Annotated in this window: 17 protein-coding genes; 3 read left to right on the top strand and 14 right to left on the bottom strand. The window is 47.3% G+C overall.

What is annotated here, in order from left to right; all coding sequences use genetic code 11:
- The first annotated feature begins 20 nt into the window (after window positions 1–20).
- Window positions 21–923 (top strand): hydroxymethylglutaryl-CoA lyase, encoded by a 903-nt coding sequence (locus tag AB1K83_RS00720; RefSeq protein ID WP_413056235.1) that lies wholly within the window; start codon window positions 21–23, stop codon window positions 921–923.
- A gap of 13 nt (window positions 924–936) precedes the next feature.
- Window positions 937–1,866, top strand: a complete 930-nt coding sequence (locus AB1K83_RS00725; RefSeq protein WP_413056236.1) for an alpha/beta hydrolase — start codon at window positions 937–939, stop codon at window positions 1,864–1,866.
- A gap of 79 nt (window positions 1,867–1,945) precedes the next feature.
- On the opposite strand, the gene AB1K83_RS00730 is transcribed toward AB1K83_RS00725, so the two are convergent.
- The 8 genes from AB1K83_RS00730 to AB1K83_RS00765 all read right to left on the bottom strand — a co-directional run bounded on the left by AB1K83_RS00730 (window position 1,946) and on the right by AB1K83_RS00765 (window position 7,887).
- A complete protein-coding gene (locus AB1K83_RS00730) occupies window positions 1,946–2,314 on the bottom strand; it encodes a DUF4288 domain-containing protein (RefSeq protein ID WP_413056237.1) in 369 nt (122 codons plus the stop codon).
- Between the two features lie 19 nt (window positions 2,315–2,333).
- Window positions 2,334–3,215: a DMT family transporter gene (locus AB1K83_RS00735; RefSeq protein WP_413056238.1), complete on the bottom strand. Its 882-nt coding sequence runs from the start codon at window positions 3,213–3,215 to the stop codon at window positions 2,334–2,336.
- A gap of 163 nt (window positions 3,216–3,378) precedes the next feature.
- Complete coding sequence (locus AB1K83_RS00740; RefSeq protein ID WP_413056239.1) at window positions 3,379–3,603, bottom strand: YneF family protein; 225 nt, start codon at window positions 3,601–3,603, stop codon at window positions 3,379–3,381.
- Window positions 3,604–3,780: 177 nt separating this feature from the next.
- Entirely contained in the window at window positions 3,781–4,230 is a 450-nt protein-coding gene (gene sirA / locus AB1K83_RS00745; RefSeq protein ID WP_413056240.1) for a sporulation inhibitor of replication protein SirA, read from the bottom strand.
- A gap of 279 nt (window positions 4,231–4,509) precedes the next feature.
- A complete protein-coding gene (gene tkt / locus AB1K83_RS00750; RefSeq protein ID WP_413056241.1) occupies window positions 4,510–6,516 on the bottom strand; it encodes a transketolase in 2,007 nt (668 codons plus the stop codon).
- A gap of 93 nt (window positions 6,517–6,609) precedes the next feature.
- Complete coding sequence (locus AB1K83_RS00755) at window positions 6,610–6,843, bottom strand: DUF896 domain-containing protein (RefSeq protein WP_413056242.1); 234 nt, start codon at window positions 6,841–6,843, stop codon at window positions 6,610–6,612.
- 67 nt (window positions 6,844–6,910) lie between these two features.
- Complete coding sequence (locus AB1K83_RS00760; protein WP_413056243.1) at window positions 6,911–7,573, bottom strand: recombinase family protein; 663 nt, start codon at window positions 7,571–7,573, stop codon at window positions 6,911–6,913.
- Complete coding sequence (locus AB1K83_RS00765; RefSeq protein ID WP_413056244.1) at window positions 7,570–7,887, bottom strand: LysM peptidoglycan-binding domain-containing protein; 318 nt, start codon at window positions 7,885–7,887, stop codon at window positions 7,570–7,572. The genes AB1K83_RS00760 and AB1K83_RS00765 overlap by 4 nt, the downstream gene beginning before the upstream one ends.
- 425 nt (window positions 7,888–8,312) lie before the next feature.
- On the opposite strand from AB1K83_RS00765, the gene lexA reads away from it, so the two are divergent.
- Window positions 8,313–8,933, top strand: coding sequence for a transcriptional repressor LexA (gene lexA, locus AB1K83_RS00770; protein WP_413056245.1), 621 nt, complete (start codon window positions 8,313–8,315; stop codon window positions 8,931–8,933).
- Here the strand turns inward: lexA and AB1K83_RS00775 are convergent.
- From AB1K83_RS00775 to AB1K83_RS00800, 6 genes are all read right to left on the bottom strand, one after another.
- On the bottom strand, window positions 8,930–9,202 hold the full coding sequence (locus AB1K83_RS00775) for a hypothetical protein (RefSeq protein WP_413056246.1): 273 nt from the start codon (window positions 9,200–9,202) through the stop codon (window positions 8,930–8,932). The two genes, lexA and AB1K83_RS00775, sit on opposite strands and share 4 nt — an antisense overlap.
- An 18-nt stretch (window positions 9,203–9,220) precedes the next feature.
- Window positions 9,221–10,486: an aminotransferase class I/II-fold pyridoxal phosphate-dependent enzyme gene (locus AB1K83_RS00780; RefSeq protein ID WP_413056247.1), complete on the bottom strand. Its 1,266-nt coding sequence runs from the start codon at window positions 10,484–10,486 to the stop codon at window positions 9,221–9,223.
- Window positions 10,487–10,632: 146 nt separating this feature from the next.
- A complete protein-coding gene (hfq, locus tag AB1K83_RS00785; protein WP_413056248.1) occupies window positions 10,633–10,857 on the bottom strand; it encodes an RNA chaperone Hfq in 225 nt (74 codons plus the stop codon).
- Between the two features lie 45 nt (window positions 10,858–10,902).
- The gene (gene miaA, locus AB1K83_RS00790; protein ID WP_413056249.1) at window positions 10,903–11,850 is read right to left on the bottom strand and encodes a tRNA (adenosine(37)-N6)-dimethylallyltransferase MiaA; all 948 of its coding nucleotides are present in this window, start codon (window positions 11,848–11,850) and stop codon (window positions 10,903–10,905) included.
- Complete coding sequence (locus AB1K83_RS00795) at window positions 11,840–12,751, bottom strand: alpha/beta hydrolase (protein ID WP_413056593.1); 912 nt, start codon at window positions 12,749–12,751, stop codon at window positions 11,840–11,842. Before AB1K83_RS00795 ends, miaA begins: the two co-directional genes overlap by 11 nt.
- 10 nt (window positions 12,752–12,761) lie before the next feature.
- Window positions 12,762–14,402: a glycerol-3-phosphate dehydrogenase/oxidase gene (locus AB1K83_RS00800; protein WP_413056250.1), complete on the bottom strand. Its 1,641-nt coding sequence runs from the start codon at window positions 14,400–14,402 to the stop codon at window positions 12,762–12,764.
- Window positions 14,403–14,428: the final 26 nt, after the last annotated feature.

Genomic DNA, 14,428 nt, shown 5'->3' on the forward strand with positions numbered 1-14,428 from the left:
TAGAATTGAGGAGGGATGGTATGTTCATTTTACCAAACAATGTGACAATTATCGAGGTTGGACCTCGAGATGGTCTGCAAAACGAGAAGAAATTTGTCGAAACAGAGGAAAAGCTGGCGTTTATCAAGGCGTTGCAGATAGCGGGCATCCAGGAAATGGAGCTCACATCGTTCGTTTCGCCGAAATGGGTCCCACAAATGGCGGATGCCAAAGAGATTGTGGCAGAATCACCGCATGTCGGACGCCAGTTCGTCTTGGCGCCGAATGCGAAAGGTGCGGAACTCGCGCTGGAAGCAAATGCGCAAAGCGTTGCTGTTTTCGTAGGGGTAAGCAATTCATTCAACCAAAAAAATATCAATCGTTCTACTGAGGAAAGCATGGGTTCGCTAGAACCGGTCATCACGAAATTGAAGCAGGACAATATTTTTGTGCGTGCCTGCATTTCCACTGCGTTTTATTGTCCATATGAGGGAAAGATGGATATGGAGGACGTCGTTTCGCTATGTAAACGGTTCGTCTCGATGGGGGCAGACGAACTGAGTGTGGCAGATACGATCGGTAGAGCGAATCCGCAAGAGAGTTATGCGTTATTTTCACGTTTGAAAGAGGAATTACCTGATGTTCTCATAACGGCCCATTTCCACGACACGCGGAAAATGGCCATTGCCAATATTTATGCGGCGTTGCAAGCAGGCGTCGACCGGTTCGATACGTCGGCGGGTGGTCTTGGAGGCTGTCCTTTCGCACCAGGAGCTACGGGCAATGTTGCGACGGAAGATGTCGTCCATATGCTTGACACGCTCGGTATTGAGACGGGTGTCGATGTAAAACAGGTTTGTGAAGCCGTGGCACTCATCGCGCCGCATGTTTCACGTCCGATCGAAACCGGCATGTATAGATTGTTTGTCAACGATCAGCTATAGGAGGTTGAATTGATTGAAACGGCGCATCCTTTATATAAGCGGCGTCATTTCAGGCGTGTTTGCTGCAATAGCGACCCTTTTTGGCGTGGTCGCGACCAATCGGTTAATGTTTATTAAAATGAAGGATTCCGAAGTGATTTTGAAAAGGGAGACACTGGCAAAACGTTTCGATGAAAAGTGGTATGAAACCGTCCGGAAAGAGGAGCTATGGATTGATTCGCCGAACGGTTATCGTCTGAGGGCCGTTCACTTGACGCCATTGGACACGGACCGCACCGTCATCATTTGCCACGGGGTGACGGAGAATAAGATCAATTCCACGAAATATGCCCGGCTCTTTGAACGGCTCGGCTTCAATTCCGTCGTCTATGATCACCGACGGCATGGGGATTCTGGTGGCAAAACGACGAGTTTCGGCTTCTATGAAAAAATTGATTTACAAGCCATCGTCCATTCCGTGCGTGAACAAATCGGCCCGGACGCATTGCTTGGCATCCATGGTGAATCGATGGGAGCTGCGACGACGATTTTATATGCCGGCACCTTTCAAGACGAAGCGGACTTCCACGTACTGGATTGCCCCTTTTCGGATTTCTCGGAGCAGATCCTACATATATTACGTCAAAACACACCGATTCGGACAACGATGGCCCTTCGGATTGCAAACCTTTTCCTTCGGATCCGCGACGGCTATACATCGAAGCTCGTGTCCCCGAGAGAAGTGGTCGGAAATATTTCCAAACCCGTCCTCTTCATACACAGCCTAGAGGACGACTTCATCCTTCCGGCCATGACCGAAGAGTTATACGAGATAAAACAAGGCGACAAAATGTTGAAACTCTTCGAAAAAGGAGCGCACGCCAAATCGTTCAATGACAACCCAGAAGCCTACGAAGAGACTGTACGTAAGTTTTTACGTCAATTCGGGTTTTTACAGGCATAAACAAAAACGCTGTTGAACATGGCTCAACAGCGTTTTTTCACATCCAGTTTGGCCAGATGCCCTGCGCTTTTTTCTTCATTCAAGTCTGAAAAAATCGCTCAATTACTTCTTTCGTGCTTTGGTCCTTCGTCGTCACGATGTAACGCGAATAAACTTCCATCCCGACCGCAATGTCGTCATCCAACAGCTCAAAGCAGTCTAGTACTTTGACAAGCTTCCAATGGACGATCTCCCCATATTGGTTCTCATAAGTCTGCTCATGGTTCTTCCCAAGTTGCAGGCCAAGGGCACAAGCTTCCTCGGTTGATGTAGCTTTCACCAAAATATGGCTCTCTTCATATGTTTTCGTCGTACCATCATAATCCTCATCGATATGTTCCGGTTGTCCTTCATGGACAGATTCATATAAAAGGGCGACAGTAAACCATGTGTAGTATTTAGTAGGCATCCGCATCTGACCTCTCCAGTTATGTAATTTCCTTAATTTGCTTCTTTTTTAAAAATCCAAGCTTCGTCTCGGAAAGTAAAATGGCACATAGGATGAAAAACGCACCAAACAGCATTTTCACCGTCAACACTTCACTCAAAATGATTATGGAAAACACCATACCCCAAAACGACTCGGTCGCCAAAATAATCGCCGCCTTCGTTTCCGAAATGAATTTCTGAGCGATTGTTTGTAATAAAAACGCAAGCGTTGTCGAGAAAACCGCCAAATATAAAAGCGGCATCGCACCGTTTGGATCCATCGAAAAGGCTGTTTCCCCACGGAACAGGACAACTCCAATTCCAATTACCGCCGCCGTCGCCATCTGAAGAAGCGTTAATAGGATAGGATCTTCATCCTTGACGAACCGCGACGTATAAAAGATATGGAATGCAAACCCGACTGCACAGCATAACGTCAGCAAGTCCCCGACATTAACCTCCGCCGAAAATTTCAAGGAGAGCAATGCGACCCCGATCAAGGCCAATACAGCGCCAAATAGTTCATACCAATCAATTTTACGCTTATAAATCAAAAAGCCGAGAAACGGAACAATGACCACGTTGACCGCCGTGAGGAATGCATTTTTCGAAGGCGTCGTAAATTGCAAACCGACCGTTTGAAGTGCAAACGCGATATAGAGGAAGAACCCGAGAATGACTCCCTTCCAAAGCGTACTTTTGCGGATCGACTTGAGCTTTTTTACAAATACCACACTTAATAAAAGAGCGCCAAGTAGAAAACGGCCTGCCAAGATTTGATAGGGCGTATAATGTTCCAATGCTACGGCACTAGCCACGAAGCCGCTGCCCCAAATAACGGCGGTGATCAAGAGTGCCATTTCCCCTACATACTTTCGCAACTTTTCGCATCCCTTCCCCGCATCCCGCTCTAATAAAAAACCACTTCTCCTGTGTGACATCCTACAGAAAAAGCGGTTCGTAGAGAATCCATATAAAAATCAAACCATGAAAGGTTTTGCTTTTCACTGAACATGTCCCACCACCCGGCAGAACGGGATTCTTTTATTTCTTATTGCTAATTTTGTTCATCTGATTCATCATCTGGTTAATCTTCTTTTGTGAAGGTTTTTGTCCCATCTGCATCATCATCATCCGTAACATCTCTTCATTAATCGGCGGGTTCTCTTTTAGATATTTCATCATATATTGTCGGGCAATGAAAAATCCGAGAGCCACACCTGCGATTAGCGCGACGATGATCAACAGGATCCACCATATTGTACTCACTCGCAAAACCTCCTTCACTTCAGCAATTCGCGTATACGCTACCATCAAGGATTATACCCCATAGTCGCCACCCATGGCAATGACCAGATTGTAAATGATGGGTTTGTCGCCCCAACAAAAAAAGGCCTATTCGCAACTTACCCGCTGGCCTCTTTTTGTTGTTCCCTATATAACTGTTCATAAAGATACCGATTCGCCCCCGATTCCAAAGTCTGCTGTTTTCACCGGTTTGAGCCAACCCCATTCCCGACGGTCGTCCATGACGGCAAAGAAACGGTTATCCGATGCGGACAGCGCAACGAACAGATCTAAATCGAGCATTCGGGATCCGTCGCAGTTCACGTGAAGCGCATGGGAAGATAAAGACAGCCAAATGGAACCTTTCATCGGGTGGGTGAGACGATACTCGCCTTCCACTTGCTCAATCGTCGCAAAACCCTTCTCCAAATTGGAAATGATAGCGCTATCAATTATTGCCTCTTCCAGCGGTTCGCAAAGGTAATGGATCTGCTGCCGGTCCACCTCACGCCGGCCATCTTTTTTCAAAAGATCATATAATTGCCGTTCTCGTCCAATAATGTAAGATTGATACCTTTCTTTCACTTTGTAAATGCCGTACGATCTCATGACATCCACCTCCTATTTGTAGCTTACACGATGAAGCATGAAAAGGTTGTCAGTTTGCGGAAAGGATTGACTCTATTATTGTCGGAAATGTTCGACAATCGAGTGTAAATAAAAAGCTGTACCGTAAACCGAAATCAGGATGGTGTACAGAACAGCCTATGAACATAATGAATTGGGAGTCGTCCGACGGATCCATTCCTGTCGATCTCCGTCGAACATCCCTACAACAAAGGTAAGAGGAGGGACCGCTAGTTTGCGGTCATCCACCAGCTACATCCTTTATTGTTGAATCAATGATTTCACTTTTGCTACAACATTTTCTTCCGTGAATCCATATTCCCGGATGACGGTTTCACCAGGCGCACTGGCACCAAATGTGTCGATTGCTAGGATATCCCCGGCATCTCCAATATATTTATGCCATCCTAATGAGGATCCCATTTCAATCGCGAGACGGGCTTTCACTTCTTTCGGAAGGACCGATTGCTTGTACGCTTCATCCTGTTGCTCGAACAGATCCCAGGACGGCATAGAAACGACAGCTGCATCGATGCCTTCTTCCTTCAGTTTCGCTTGGGCCGATACAGCCAGATTCACTTCGGAACCAGTCGCGATTAAAATAGCGTCTGCTTGGTCCTTCGTAGCTGGTGATACAACGTACGCGCCTTTTTTGACACCTTCCGTAGCGGATTCCGCTGTCGTCGGCAGGACTTTCAAATTTTGGCGAGACAATACAAGAGCAGTCGGACGGTTTTCAGATGAAATAGCCACATTCCAAGCCGCGATCGTCTCGTTCGCGTCTGCCGGTCGGATGACGGATAATCCCGGCATCGCTCGCAAGGATGCCAAGTGTTCGATTGGCTCGTGGGTCGGTCCGTCTTCCCCGACCGCTACGCTATCATGGGTGAATACATATGTCACCGGGACGCCCATTAAAGCGGACAACCGGATAGCCGGACGTACATAATCACTGAAAACGAAAAACGTTCCGCCAAATACGCGCAGTCCCCCGTGAAGAGCCATACCATTTAAAGCAGTTCCCATTGCAAATTCACGGACCCCGAACCAGATGTTCCGTCCGGAGTAATCACCTGGAAGGAAATCTCCTGATCCTTTGATCGTGGTTTTATTGGACCCAGCAAGGTCTGCACTTCCTCCGAAGAAGGATGGGAGCACTTTGGCAATTGCGTTAATGGCATCTCCGGATGAAGAGCGTGTCGCATGTGATGTACCCGCTTCGTATGATGGAAGGGATTGTTCGAATCCTTCCGGCAGTTTCCCTTCGATGGCTTCTTTCAATTGCTGCGCCAGCTCAGCGTGTTTTGCCTCATACTGCTCAAACAGCTCGTTCCACTGCTGTTCCTTTTGCATACCCAGTGTTTCAGCGGCCTCTTGGAATGTTTCATAAACACCGTCTGGAACATGAAAGTCCTCTTCAAATGTCCATTTATAATATTCCTTCGTCAGCTTCATCTCATCTTCACCAAGAGGCATACCGTGTGCATCCGATTTACCCGCCCGGTTCGGAGATCCATATCCAATGACCGTTTTCACTTCGATGATTGTCGGTCCGCCGGAGTTCTCTTTAGCTTCCTCGATCGCTTTGGAAATCAAACCAATATTATTACCGTCTTCCACGCGTAAATAATTCCAACCATACGATTCAAAACGTTTTTGGATATTTTCCGTAAACGCCATATGGAGATCACCATCGAGAGATATATCATTGCTGTCATAGAGGACAATCAGTTTGTCCAGCTGTAAATGACCAGCTAGCGAAATGGCTTCCGCTGCAACGCCTTCCATCAAATCGCCGTCTCCACAAAGGGCATACGTATAATGGTCGACAATGTCGAACCCAGGTTGATTGTAAGTAGCGGCCAAATGTTTTTCCGCCATCGCCATCCCAACAGCCATGCCGATTCCCTGTCCGAGTGGACCGGTTGTCGCTTCTACCCCGACAGTATGGCCGTACTCTGGGTGCCCAGGCGTTTTGGAACCCCATTGACGGAAGTTTTTAATCTCTTCCATTGGAAGGCCATAGCCTCCGAGATGAAGCAAGCTGTATAACAGCATGGATCCGTGCCCCGCAGAAAGGACAAAACGGTCACGGTTGAACCAGTCCGGATTTGAAGGATTATGGTGCATATGTTTCGTCCATAGTGTATAGGCCATCGGAGCCGCACCCATCGGCAAGCCAGGGTGTCCGGAGTTCGCCTTCTCGATCGCATCGATCGAAAGCGTCCGTATTGTGTCAATTGCTAATTGGTCAATCTGTTGGGTCATGCAATGTACATCCTTTCCCGTTCCATCTATTTTCTACACCTTCCATTTTAGACAAATGGCAACATAAATACAATTGACAGACTATTCCGTTTGTCAATTGAGATATTTGCCGTCACGGGCACGTTTCACTTTATCGGGCGTCACATCATTGCCATCCGGATCGATCACTTTTACATGCTCAATCGTATCTCTCATAGTGGAACGGAAGGATTCCAAATACTCTTTTCTTAACTGCGTCTGTTCCTTCGCTTCCTCGATTGAAAGTCCAATCGTCTTTGACTTTTTTGACAATTCATTAATGCGTTTAATTTTTTCTTCTGAGAGCATTACTGTTCCTCCATCCAAATATCAGCTTAAGAGAAACGTATACAAAATGGACGGAAAGTGCAATCAATTAGCCTTCCCGTCCTAGCTCGTATTCTTTATATCTGCGGTGGACCGTCGCCTTGCTAATATCATGGCCCAATCCTTTCAAGACACCTGTTATTTCTTCGTACGTCAACCCTTTTTCCCGCAGAGCCACAATTTCATCGATTGGAACTTCGATTCTTTCCCTGCCTTCTGCATTACCTCTATTTTTCAAGTTCCGCTCGGGACGATAGCCTTCCCGCACCGCACGCTGCATGCCTCTTCTGATTTTTGCGTTATGGAGCTTACGCTGATATTCTTCGACAATCGCCAAGATTTCAAGAAGCATCGTATCCATTTCATTGAGTGCAATGGGACCTTGATCATGATGTGAATAAATGGCGGTTTCTGTTTTAGCTAATAAGTGAAGAACGGCCATTCTAGCATTTCCGCGCCCCAATCTCGTCTCATCCTGGATGAGCACTGCATCAATTCCTTCATCCCGTACGTAGTCCAAGAGATTGAGCAAACCCTCCCTCTCCACGTCATACCCGCTATGCTTGTCAGTAAATGTCCTCACATGCCGGAAACCAAGTTGTGCGGCAAGGGATTGCAGTTCTTCTTCCTGCCGTTTTAACGACATTTCCTGTGTTTCCTTCTCTGTACTCACCCGACAATAACTGACGCATGTTTTGTCTCCTGTACTCATTGTCCAATCCCTGCCATTTGATGTTTTTCTATATAAGGCAGGTTCACTTCTTCAACAGGCATGCGCAGTGTATCCCCTTTAATAATTGTAGTATCCGAAAGATCGTTCATTGTGATCACTTCCCGTATCCATTGTTCCTTTGTCATGTTATCGGAAGCATATAAGGAAGCAAGCCCCCAAAGCGTGTCGCCTTCTGTTATGGTGACTTCCGTATAAGCTTGTTCTTTAGCGAGTTTATACGTACCGATCAATGTAGCGCTGATACAAATTACAAATATTAGTAAGATATAAGAGTTGTTTTTAATAAAAGCCATGTATAAATCCCCCTATTGCGAATGTTAGTTCGGAATACTTGTTCTCATTATAAGAACACTTGCTTCCATTTGTCAATCCTTTTCTCGAACTTGCGTTTGCTTATTACCCGAACACCTGTTATACTGTAAAGTAAGAAATTTAATCAATTACGCCTCGGCGTAATTGCGTCCAGATTTTTTCGAGCTTGAGGCCTGCGTGATGCAGGTCATGCAGTCGTTGCGACAGGACGTCGCGCTTTTAGACTGCCTTCCTCTTGACTCCTTTCAAAATCTGTGACATCCGCCGGAGGCATTATCTGAATTCAGCAAGCGTTTGAAAAAACCCATTGAAGTAGAATGCGCTTCATTCATAGCGTCAACCATAGAATTGGGAATCTTGCTGAATTTAGATAAATTACTAGATTGTTAGTTGAGAGGTGAATGGTTTGAAGAAGATTTCAAAGAGACAAGAGGATATTTTAACTTTTATTAAAGACGAAGTCAGGAAAAAAGGGTATCCGCCATCCGTAAGGGAAATCGGAGAAGCAGTCGGGCTTGCTTCCAGTTCCACTGTTCATGGCCATCTGGCAAGGTTAGAAAGCAAAGGGTATATTCGTAGAGACCCAACGAAACCGCGTGCGATCGAAGTTCTCGATCCAGAAGGCTTGGATGCCATGAAACCAGGCGTACTCCATGTTCCGTTAGTGGGGAAGGTGACGGCCGGACTTCCAATTACAGCAATTGAAAATATTGAGGAGTATTTCCCGTTGCCCGAATCATTCGGCACAAGTGAAGATAATTTATTCATGCTTGAAATTGTCGGGGAAAGTATGATTGACGCAGGTATCTTAAATGGAGACCATGTCGTTGTCAAACAGCAACAAACGGCTCAAAACGGTGAGATTGTCGTTGCTATGACGGACGAGGACGAAGCAACGGTCAAACGATTCTTTAAAGAAAAGGATTATTTCCGCCTTCAACCGGAGAACCCTTCGATGGACCCGATCATTGTCGATAATGTTACCATCCTTGGAAAAGTTGTTGGTGTCTACCGGATGATTCATTAATCACAAAAAGAGCTGCTTACTCGTTTTAACGTAGGCAGCTCTTTTTTGTGTGGACTCGGAGGAATTGTGTCCGGGCCATGATAGTTTTTCGGATTGCCATGACAGTTCGACCGGGCCATGACAGTTTTTCGGATTGCCATGACAATTCCCGATTTTCCCATGACAGCTCGGCCGGGCCATGATAGTTTTTCGGATTGCCATGACAGTTTCACCAATTGCCATGACAATTCCCTGTTTTCCCATGACATTTCGCCCGAGCCATAAAGCATTGCACTACTTCCTCATCCTTACTCCCCTAACAAGTCCCCGTTGACCAATTTCCAAGTAGAAGCAAGGACGGCGGCTTTGATGTGCTCATAAGTTAATCCACCTTGTACATACGCGGTGTACGGTGGACGGATTGGGCCGTCAGCAGTCAATTCGATGCTGGACCCTTGGATGAATGTGCCGGCCGCCATGATGACATCGTCTGCATAGCCTGGCATATAGGACGGCTCCGGTGCAAAATGCGCATCAATCGGAGAGTTTTCCTGGATGGTCTGGCAGAATGCGATCATCTGCTCCGCCGTCTCAAACGAAACAGATTGAATTAAGTCGGTCCGTTCCTCTGCATAATGGGGCGCGGTCTTCATTCCATAGCTCTCCAACAAGGCAGCCGTAAATAGAGCCCCTTTCAACGCTTGGCTCACCACATGGGGGGCCAGAAAGAATCCCTGGTACATTTCCAACAGCGTATCCAGAGAAGCGCCTGCCTCCGCTCCCAACCCCGGCGAAGTCATCCGATAGGCGCATTTTTCCACGAGATCGGCACGACCCGCGATATACCCCCCGGTGCGAGCCAAACCACCACCCGGATTTTTTATGAGGGAACCGGCCATCAAGTCCACTCCGATATCCGTCGGCTCCTGTTCTTCGACAAATTCGCCGTAGCAATTATCGACGAATACAATCAACTCCGGTTTGATCTCTTTTACTTTACGAACCATTTCAGCAATTTGACCGACTGTGAAGGAAGGTCGATCCGAATAGCCTTTGGACCGCTGGATGCCGATCATTTTCGTGTTCGGCTTAATATGGGCCACCACTTGTTCAAAGTCGACGGAACCGTCTTCAAGCAAGTCGATATGGCGGTAGCCGATCCCATAATCTTCAAGTGAACCGGTATCCTTGCCTTTCCCCGAAACGATGGATTCCAATGTGTCATATGGTTTCCCCGTTATATACAGCAATTCATCCCCCGGACGCAAAATACCGAATAAGCTGATGGAAATTGCGTGTGTTCCGGAGATGATCTGATTGCGGACGAGACAAGCTTCCGCACCAAACACATCGGCATACACTTGCTCCAGGACATCCCTTCCGCTGTCATCATAGCCATAACCAGTCGAGCCGGTCAGATGGAAATCGCTCACTTTATTATGGCGGAAAGCAGCAAGCACTTTCCGTTGGTTATAGAATGCCGTCCGTTCAACTTTTTTGAAATACGGAGCCAGCTTTAATTCAATGGCTTCCGCTTGTTCCCAAAGGGACTCGTCGTATCGATCCAGTTGCATTTTGATTCCTCTTTCCATCGAATAGTCACTTCCTCATCTTATCAGTCTGTTTCCAGAGGTCAAGATGCGGTTCTGTACGATTTGCAAAAGGAAAGAAAGTAAAAAAACGGAATCGGGCACCAACCAGACCCAATTCCGCTTTTCCCTTATTCAATTTCTTTCAATACGACCGGCTTAGATGGAACGTATGTGGAAATCGCATGTTTGTAGATCAATTGTTGCTTGCCGTCCGATTCTAGTAGGACCGTATAATTATCATACGATTTGATAAGGCCTTTTAATTGAAAGCCATTCAGTAAGAATACCGTTACAAATGTATTGTTTTTCCGTAACGAATTTAAAAAAACGTCCTGCATATTCCCTTGCGCCATTTGTCGAATCCTCCCGTTGTCCAGCCTATATTTCTACTACCTACCTTACTTAATTCGCTTTTCCTTTTTGAAATCCTTCATGAATTCAGATATTTTCTCAATATTTTCCGCTGTGCCTTTCCCTGCGTCAAACCAAGCAATCTCCAACTTGTTACGGAAATAGGTTAGTTGTCGTTTCGCGTAATTCCGAGTATTTTTTTTAATCTCTTCCACTGCGGCGTCCAGTGTGGATCGGCCTTCCAAATAACTGTACAACTCTTTGTATCCGATGGCCTGTACAGACTGCACCCCACGGATTCCTTGCTCCCATAGATCTTGTACTTCCTGTAACAGCCCATTCTCCATCATGACATCGACCCTCTGATTGATCCTTTCATATAATATCTCCCGATCCATATCAAGCCCGATAATGACATGTTTATATAAAGGGGCCTGTCCTGCATCATTCTCATGCTCTGCCTTCGTCTTCCCGGACACTTCTATAATTTCAAGTGCCCGGACAAGCCGGCGATGATTATTTGGATGGATTTTTTCCGCGCTCGCGGGGTCGATTTTCGCGAGCCGTTCATACAAAACCGCAGCACCTTTCTCTTCGAGTTCACGCTCCAGCCGTTCCCGCACTTGCAGATCGGCCGCTTCTTCCGTAAAGCGAAAGTCAAACAGGACCGATTGAATATATAACCCGGTCCCGCCGACAATAATCGGCATTTTTCCGCGCTTTTGCACTTCAGCGATGCAGCCTCTTACCGCCTCTTGATAGTCAGCGACAGAAAAGGGCTCATCCGGTTCTTTAATGTCGAACAGATGATGAGGCACACCATCCATTTCTTCCGGCGTAATTTTAGCGGTACCGACATCCAGTCCCTTATACACCTGCATGGAGTCCCCATTGATGATTTCCCCATCGACCCGCTTGGCCAGTTCGACGCTCAACGCCGTTTTTCCGGATGCAGTCGGACCGACGATGGCCAGGACATCCAAGTCAATTTTCATGTTTACTCATCCATTCATTCACAAAATCAAACACTTGATGACGGTTTGTTTCATGCAGCAATTCATGCCGCTTGCCTTCAAACAGCAGGACCGTCACGTCTTGTATTCCCGCCTCGTCATATTGCTTCGCTGTCTGCCAGACGCCTTTTCCGTAACTTCCGACGGGGTCATCATTTCCTGAAATTAGCAGAACCGACAATTCCTTTGGCACCTTGGCGATCTCTTCTTTTTTAGTAATGATGGCTAGCCCGTCAAACAAATCTTCGAAGAACCGGGTCGTTGGCACGATGCCGCATTTCGGGTCATTTAGATAAGCCTCCACTGCCTCCCCATCGGTGGATAACCAATCAAAGGGCGTCTTCGGACTTGAAACCGTTTTATTGTACCCGCCAAACACAAGCTTGTTCAGAAAATGATCCGGTTGATCAAATCCACTTTTTTTACCGGACAGATAGGCGACCACTTGTCCTGCAAGTCGACCCGGCCCTGGATCTCCTCCTGTCCCGGACAAGATGGCCAAATCGACTTCCTCCCCATGCAGCTGGACATACCGACGGGCGACAAACGAACCCATGCTATGGCCGAACAAAATGAAGCGGGACGACGGATATTGTGTCCGAATCGATTGAATCACTTCATAACTGTCCTGGACTGCCCGTTCAAACCCGTTTTCATCTACCAGATGACCGGTTTTTCCGTTTAAGTCGACTGTCTTGCCATGCCCCCGATGATCGTGGCCCGAAACGAGAAACCCGTGACCAGCCAAATAGGATGCAAATTCTTTATATCTGCCAATATGTTCAGCCATGCCATGGATTAAATGGACATGCCCGCGCGGCTCCTGGTCCGGTTTCAAGACAAATGCGTGAACCAAAAATCCATCGGACATGTTAATTTGCATTTCATTCAAACTATTCCCCCCTCAGTTCTGTTTCAGTCAGATGAAGTTCTAGCTCATGTAATAAACGCTGCTCCTCGTCGTCCGAATAAGACAGCAGTTGGCCCATAAACGCGGTCGCTTCTTTCATAATGGATATTACGAAGTCGATATGAAAATACATGTCCCCTTGGCGCCGGATGAAAAAGTCGGATGGCGTCAATGCCATTTCATGATGGATCGCATAGAAGATCTCCGCTTGTAATGCCACCGATAGTCCGGTTTCCCCCTTCTGGAACGCATGGGCATAAGTGAACACCGTATCGACATTGGTTCCGTAAAAAGCGGCCAGCTTCCGCCCGTCCTCTTTAGATAACCCGTAAAGAAGTGCTTCGTTTGCTTTAGATTCAATGAAATGTTGGTAATGTCCGGCATCCCGAAAGTCCCCACCTGATAAAGGAAGATGTTCCGTTACACAAGGTCCTGCCATTTTGGCATGAAGCCGTTTCACTACCAGATCCACGACGGTTTCCGCCATTTTCCGGTAGCCTGTCAACTTGCCTCCAGCTATCGTGATCAACCCGCTTGCCGCTTCCCAAATTTCATCCTTCCTTGAAATGTCCGACGGAGCCCCCTTGCCCCCCTCATAAATGAGTGGCCGCACTCCTGCCCAAGTCGATTCCACATCGGACCGTTTAATGGACGTTTCGGGAAACAGATGATGCACTGCATCTAACAGATAGTGAACATCCTCCTCTGTTGCAAGCGGGTTCATCGGATCTCCCTCATAAAAGGTGTCGGTCGTACCGATATACGCCTTGTTCCCGCGCGGAATGGCAAAAATCATCCGGCCATCCGGTGCATCGAAGTAGATTGCTTGACGCAAAGGAAACACCAAGCGGTCGATTACGATATGGACCCCCTTGGACAAACAGAGCCGCTTGTCATTGGAAAAGCCATCTTTTTCCCGTACTTCATCGACCCATGGACCAGCGGCATTCACGACCACTTTTGCGTGAACCGGAAACTTCCGGTCATTCCACTGATCGCGAACCGTCACACCGGCCACCTGTCCATCCTTATATATAAACTGTTCCGCTTTCGCGTAATTCAGACATAGTGCACTTTGTTCTGCGGCTTTTTTCAATACTTCGATGGTCAAGCGGGCGTCATCCGTCCGATATTCCACATAATGTCCACCACCCAGAAGTCCATCCCGCTTGAGCAATGGCTCCATCTGAAGCGTCTCGTCCGGGGTCAGCATGGCCCGACGTTCTTCTTTCCTTACCCCCGCAAGCAAATCATAGGCGAATAAACCCACAGAGGTCGTATATTTACCAAACGTACCGCCTTTATAAAAAGGGAGCAGCATCCGTTCCGGTTCCGTCACATGCAGGGCGTTATGATAAACGATATCCCGTTCCCGCCCGGTCTCGGCCACAATCTTCACTTCCAGTTGTTTCAAATAGCGCAGTCCGCCATGGATGAGCTTCGTCGAGCGACTCGATGTCCCGGCGGTAAAATCCTGCATGTCGACTAAGGCAACCGATAACCCACGAGTCACCGCATCCAATGCGATTCCCGCGCCAGTAATCCCCCCGCCGATTACAAGCAAGTCGAATTGATAGTCAGCCATCGATTGTATTATCTTCGGCCGCTGCACTGCTGAAAACATACGCTCACTCCTCTTTTACAGTAGAG

The sequence above is a fragment of the Sporosarcina sp. 179-K 3D1 HS genome (assembly GCF_047228905.1).
Lineage (GTDB): Bacteria > Bacillota > Bacilli > Bacillales_A > Planococcaceae > Sporosarcina.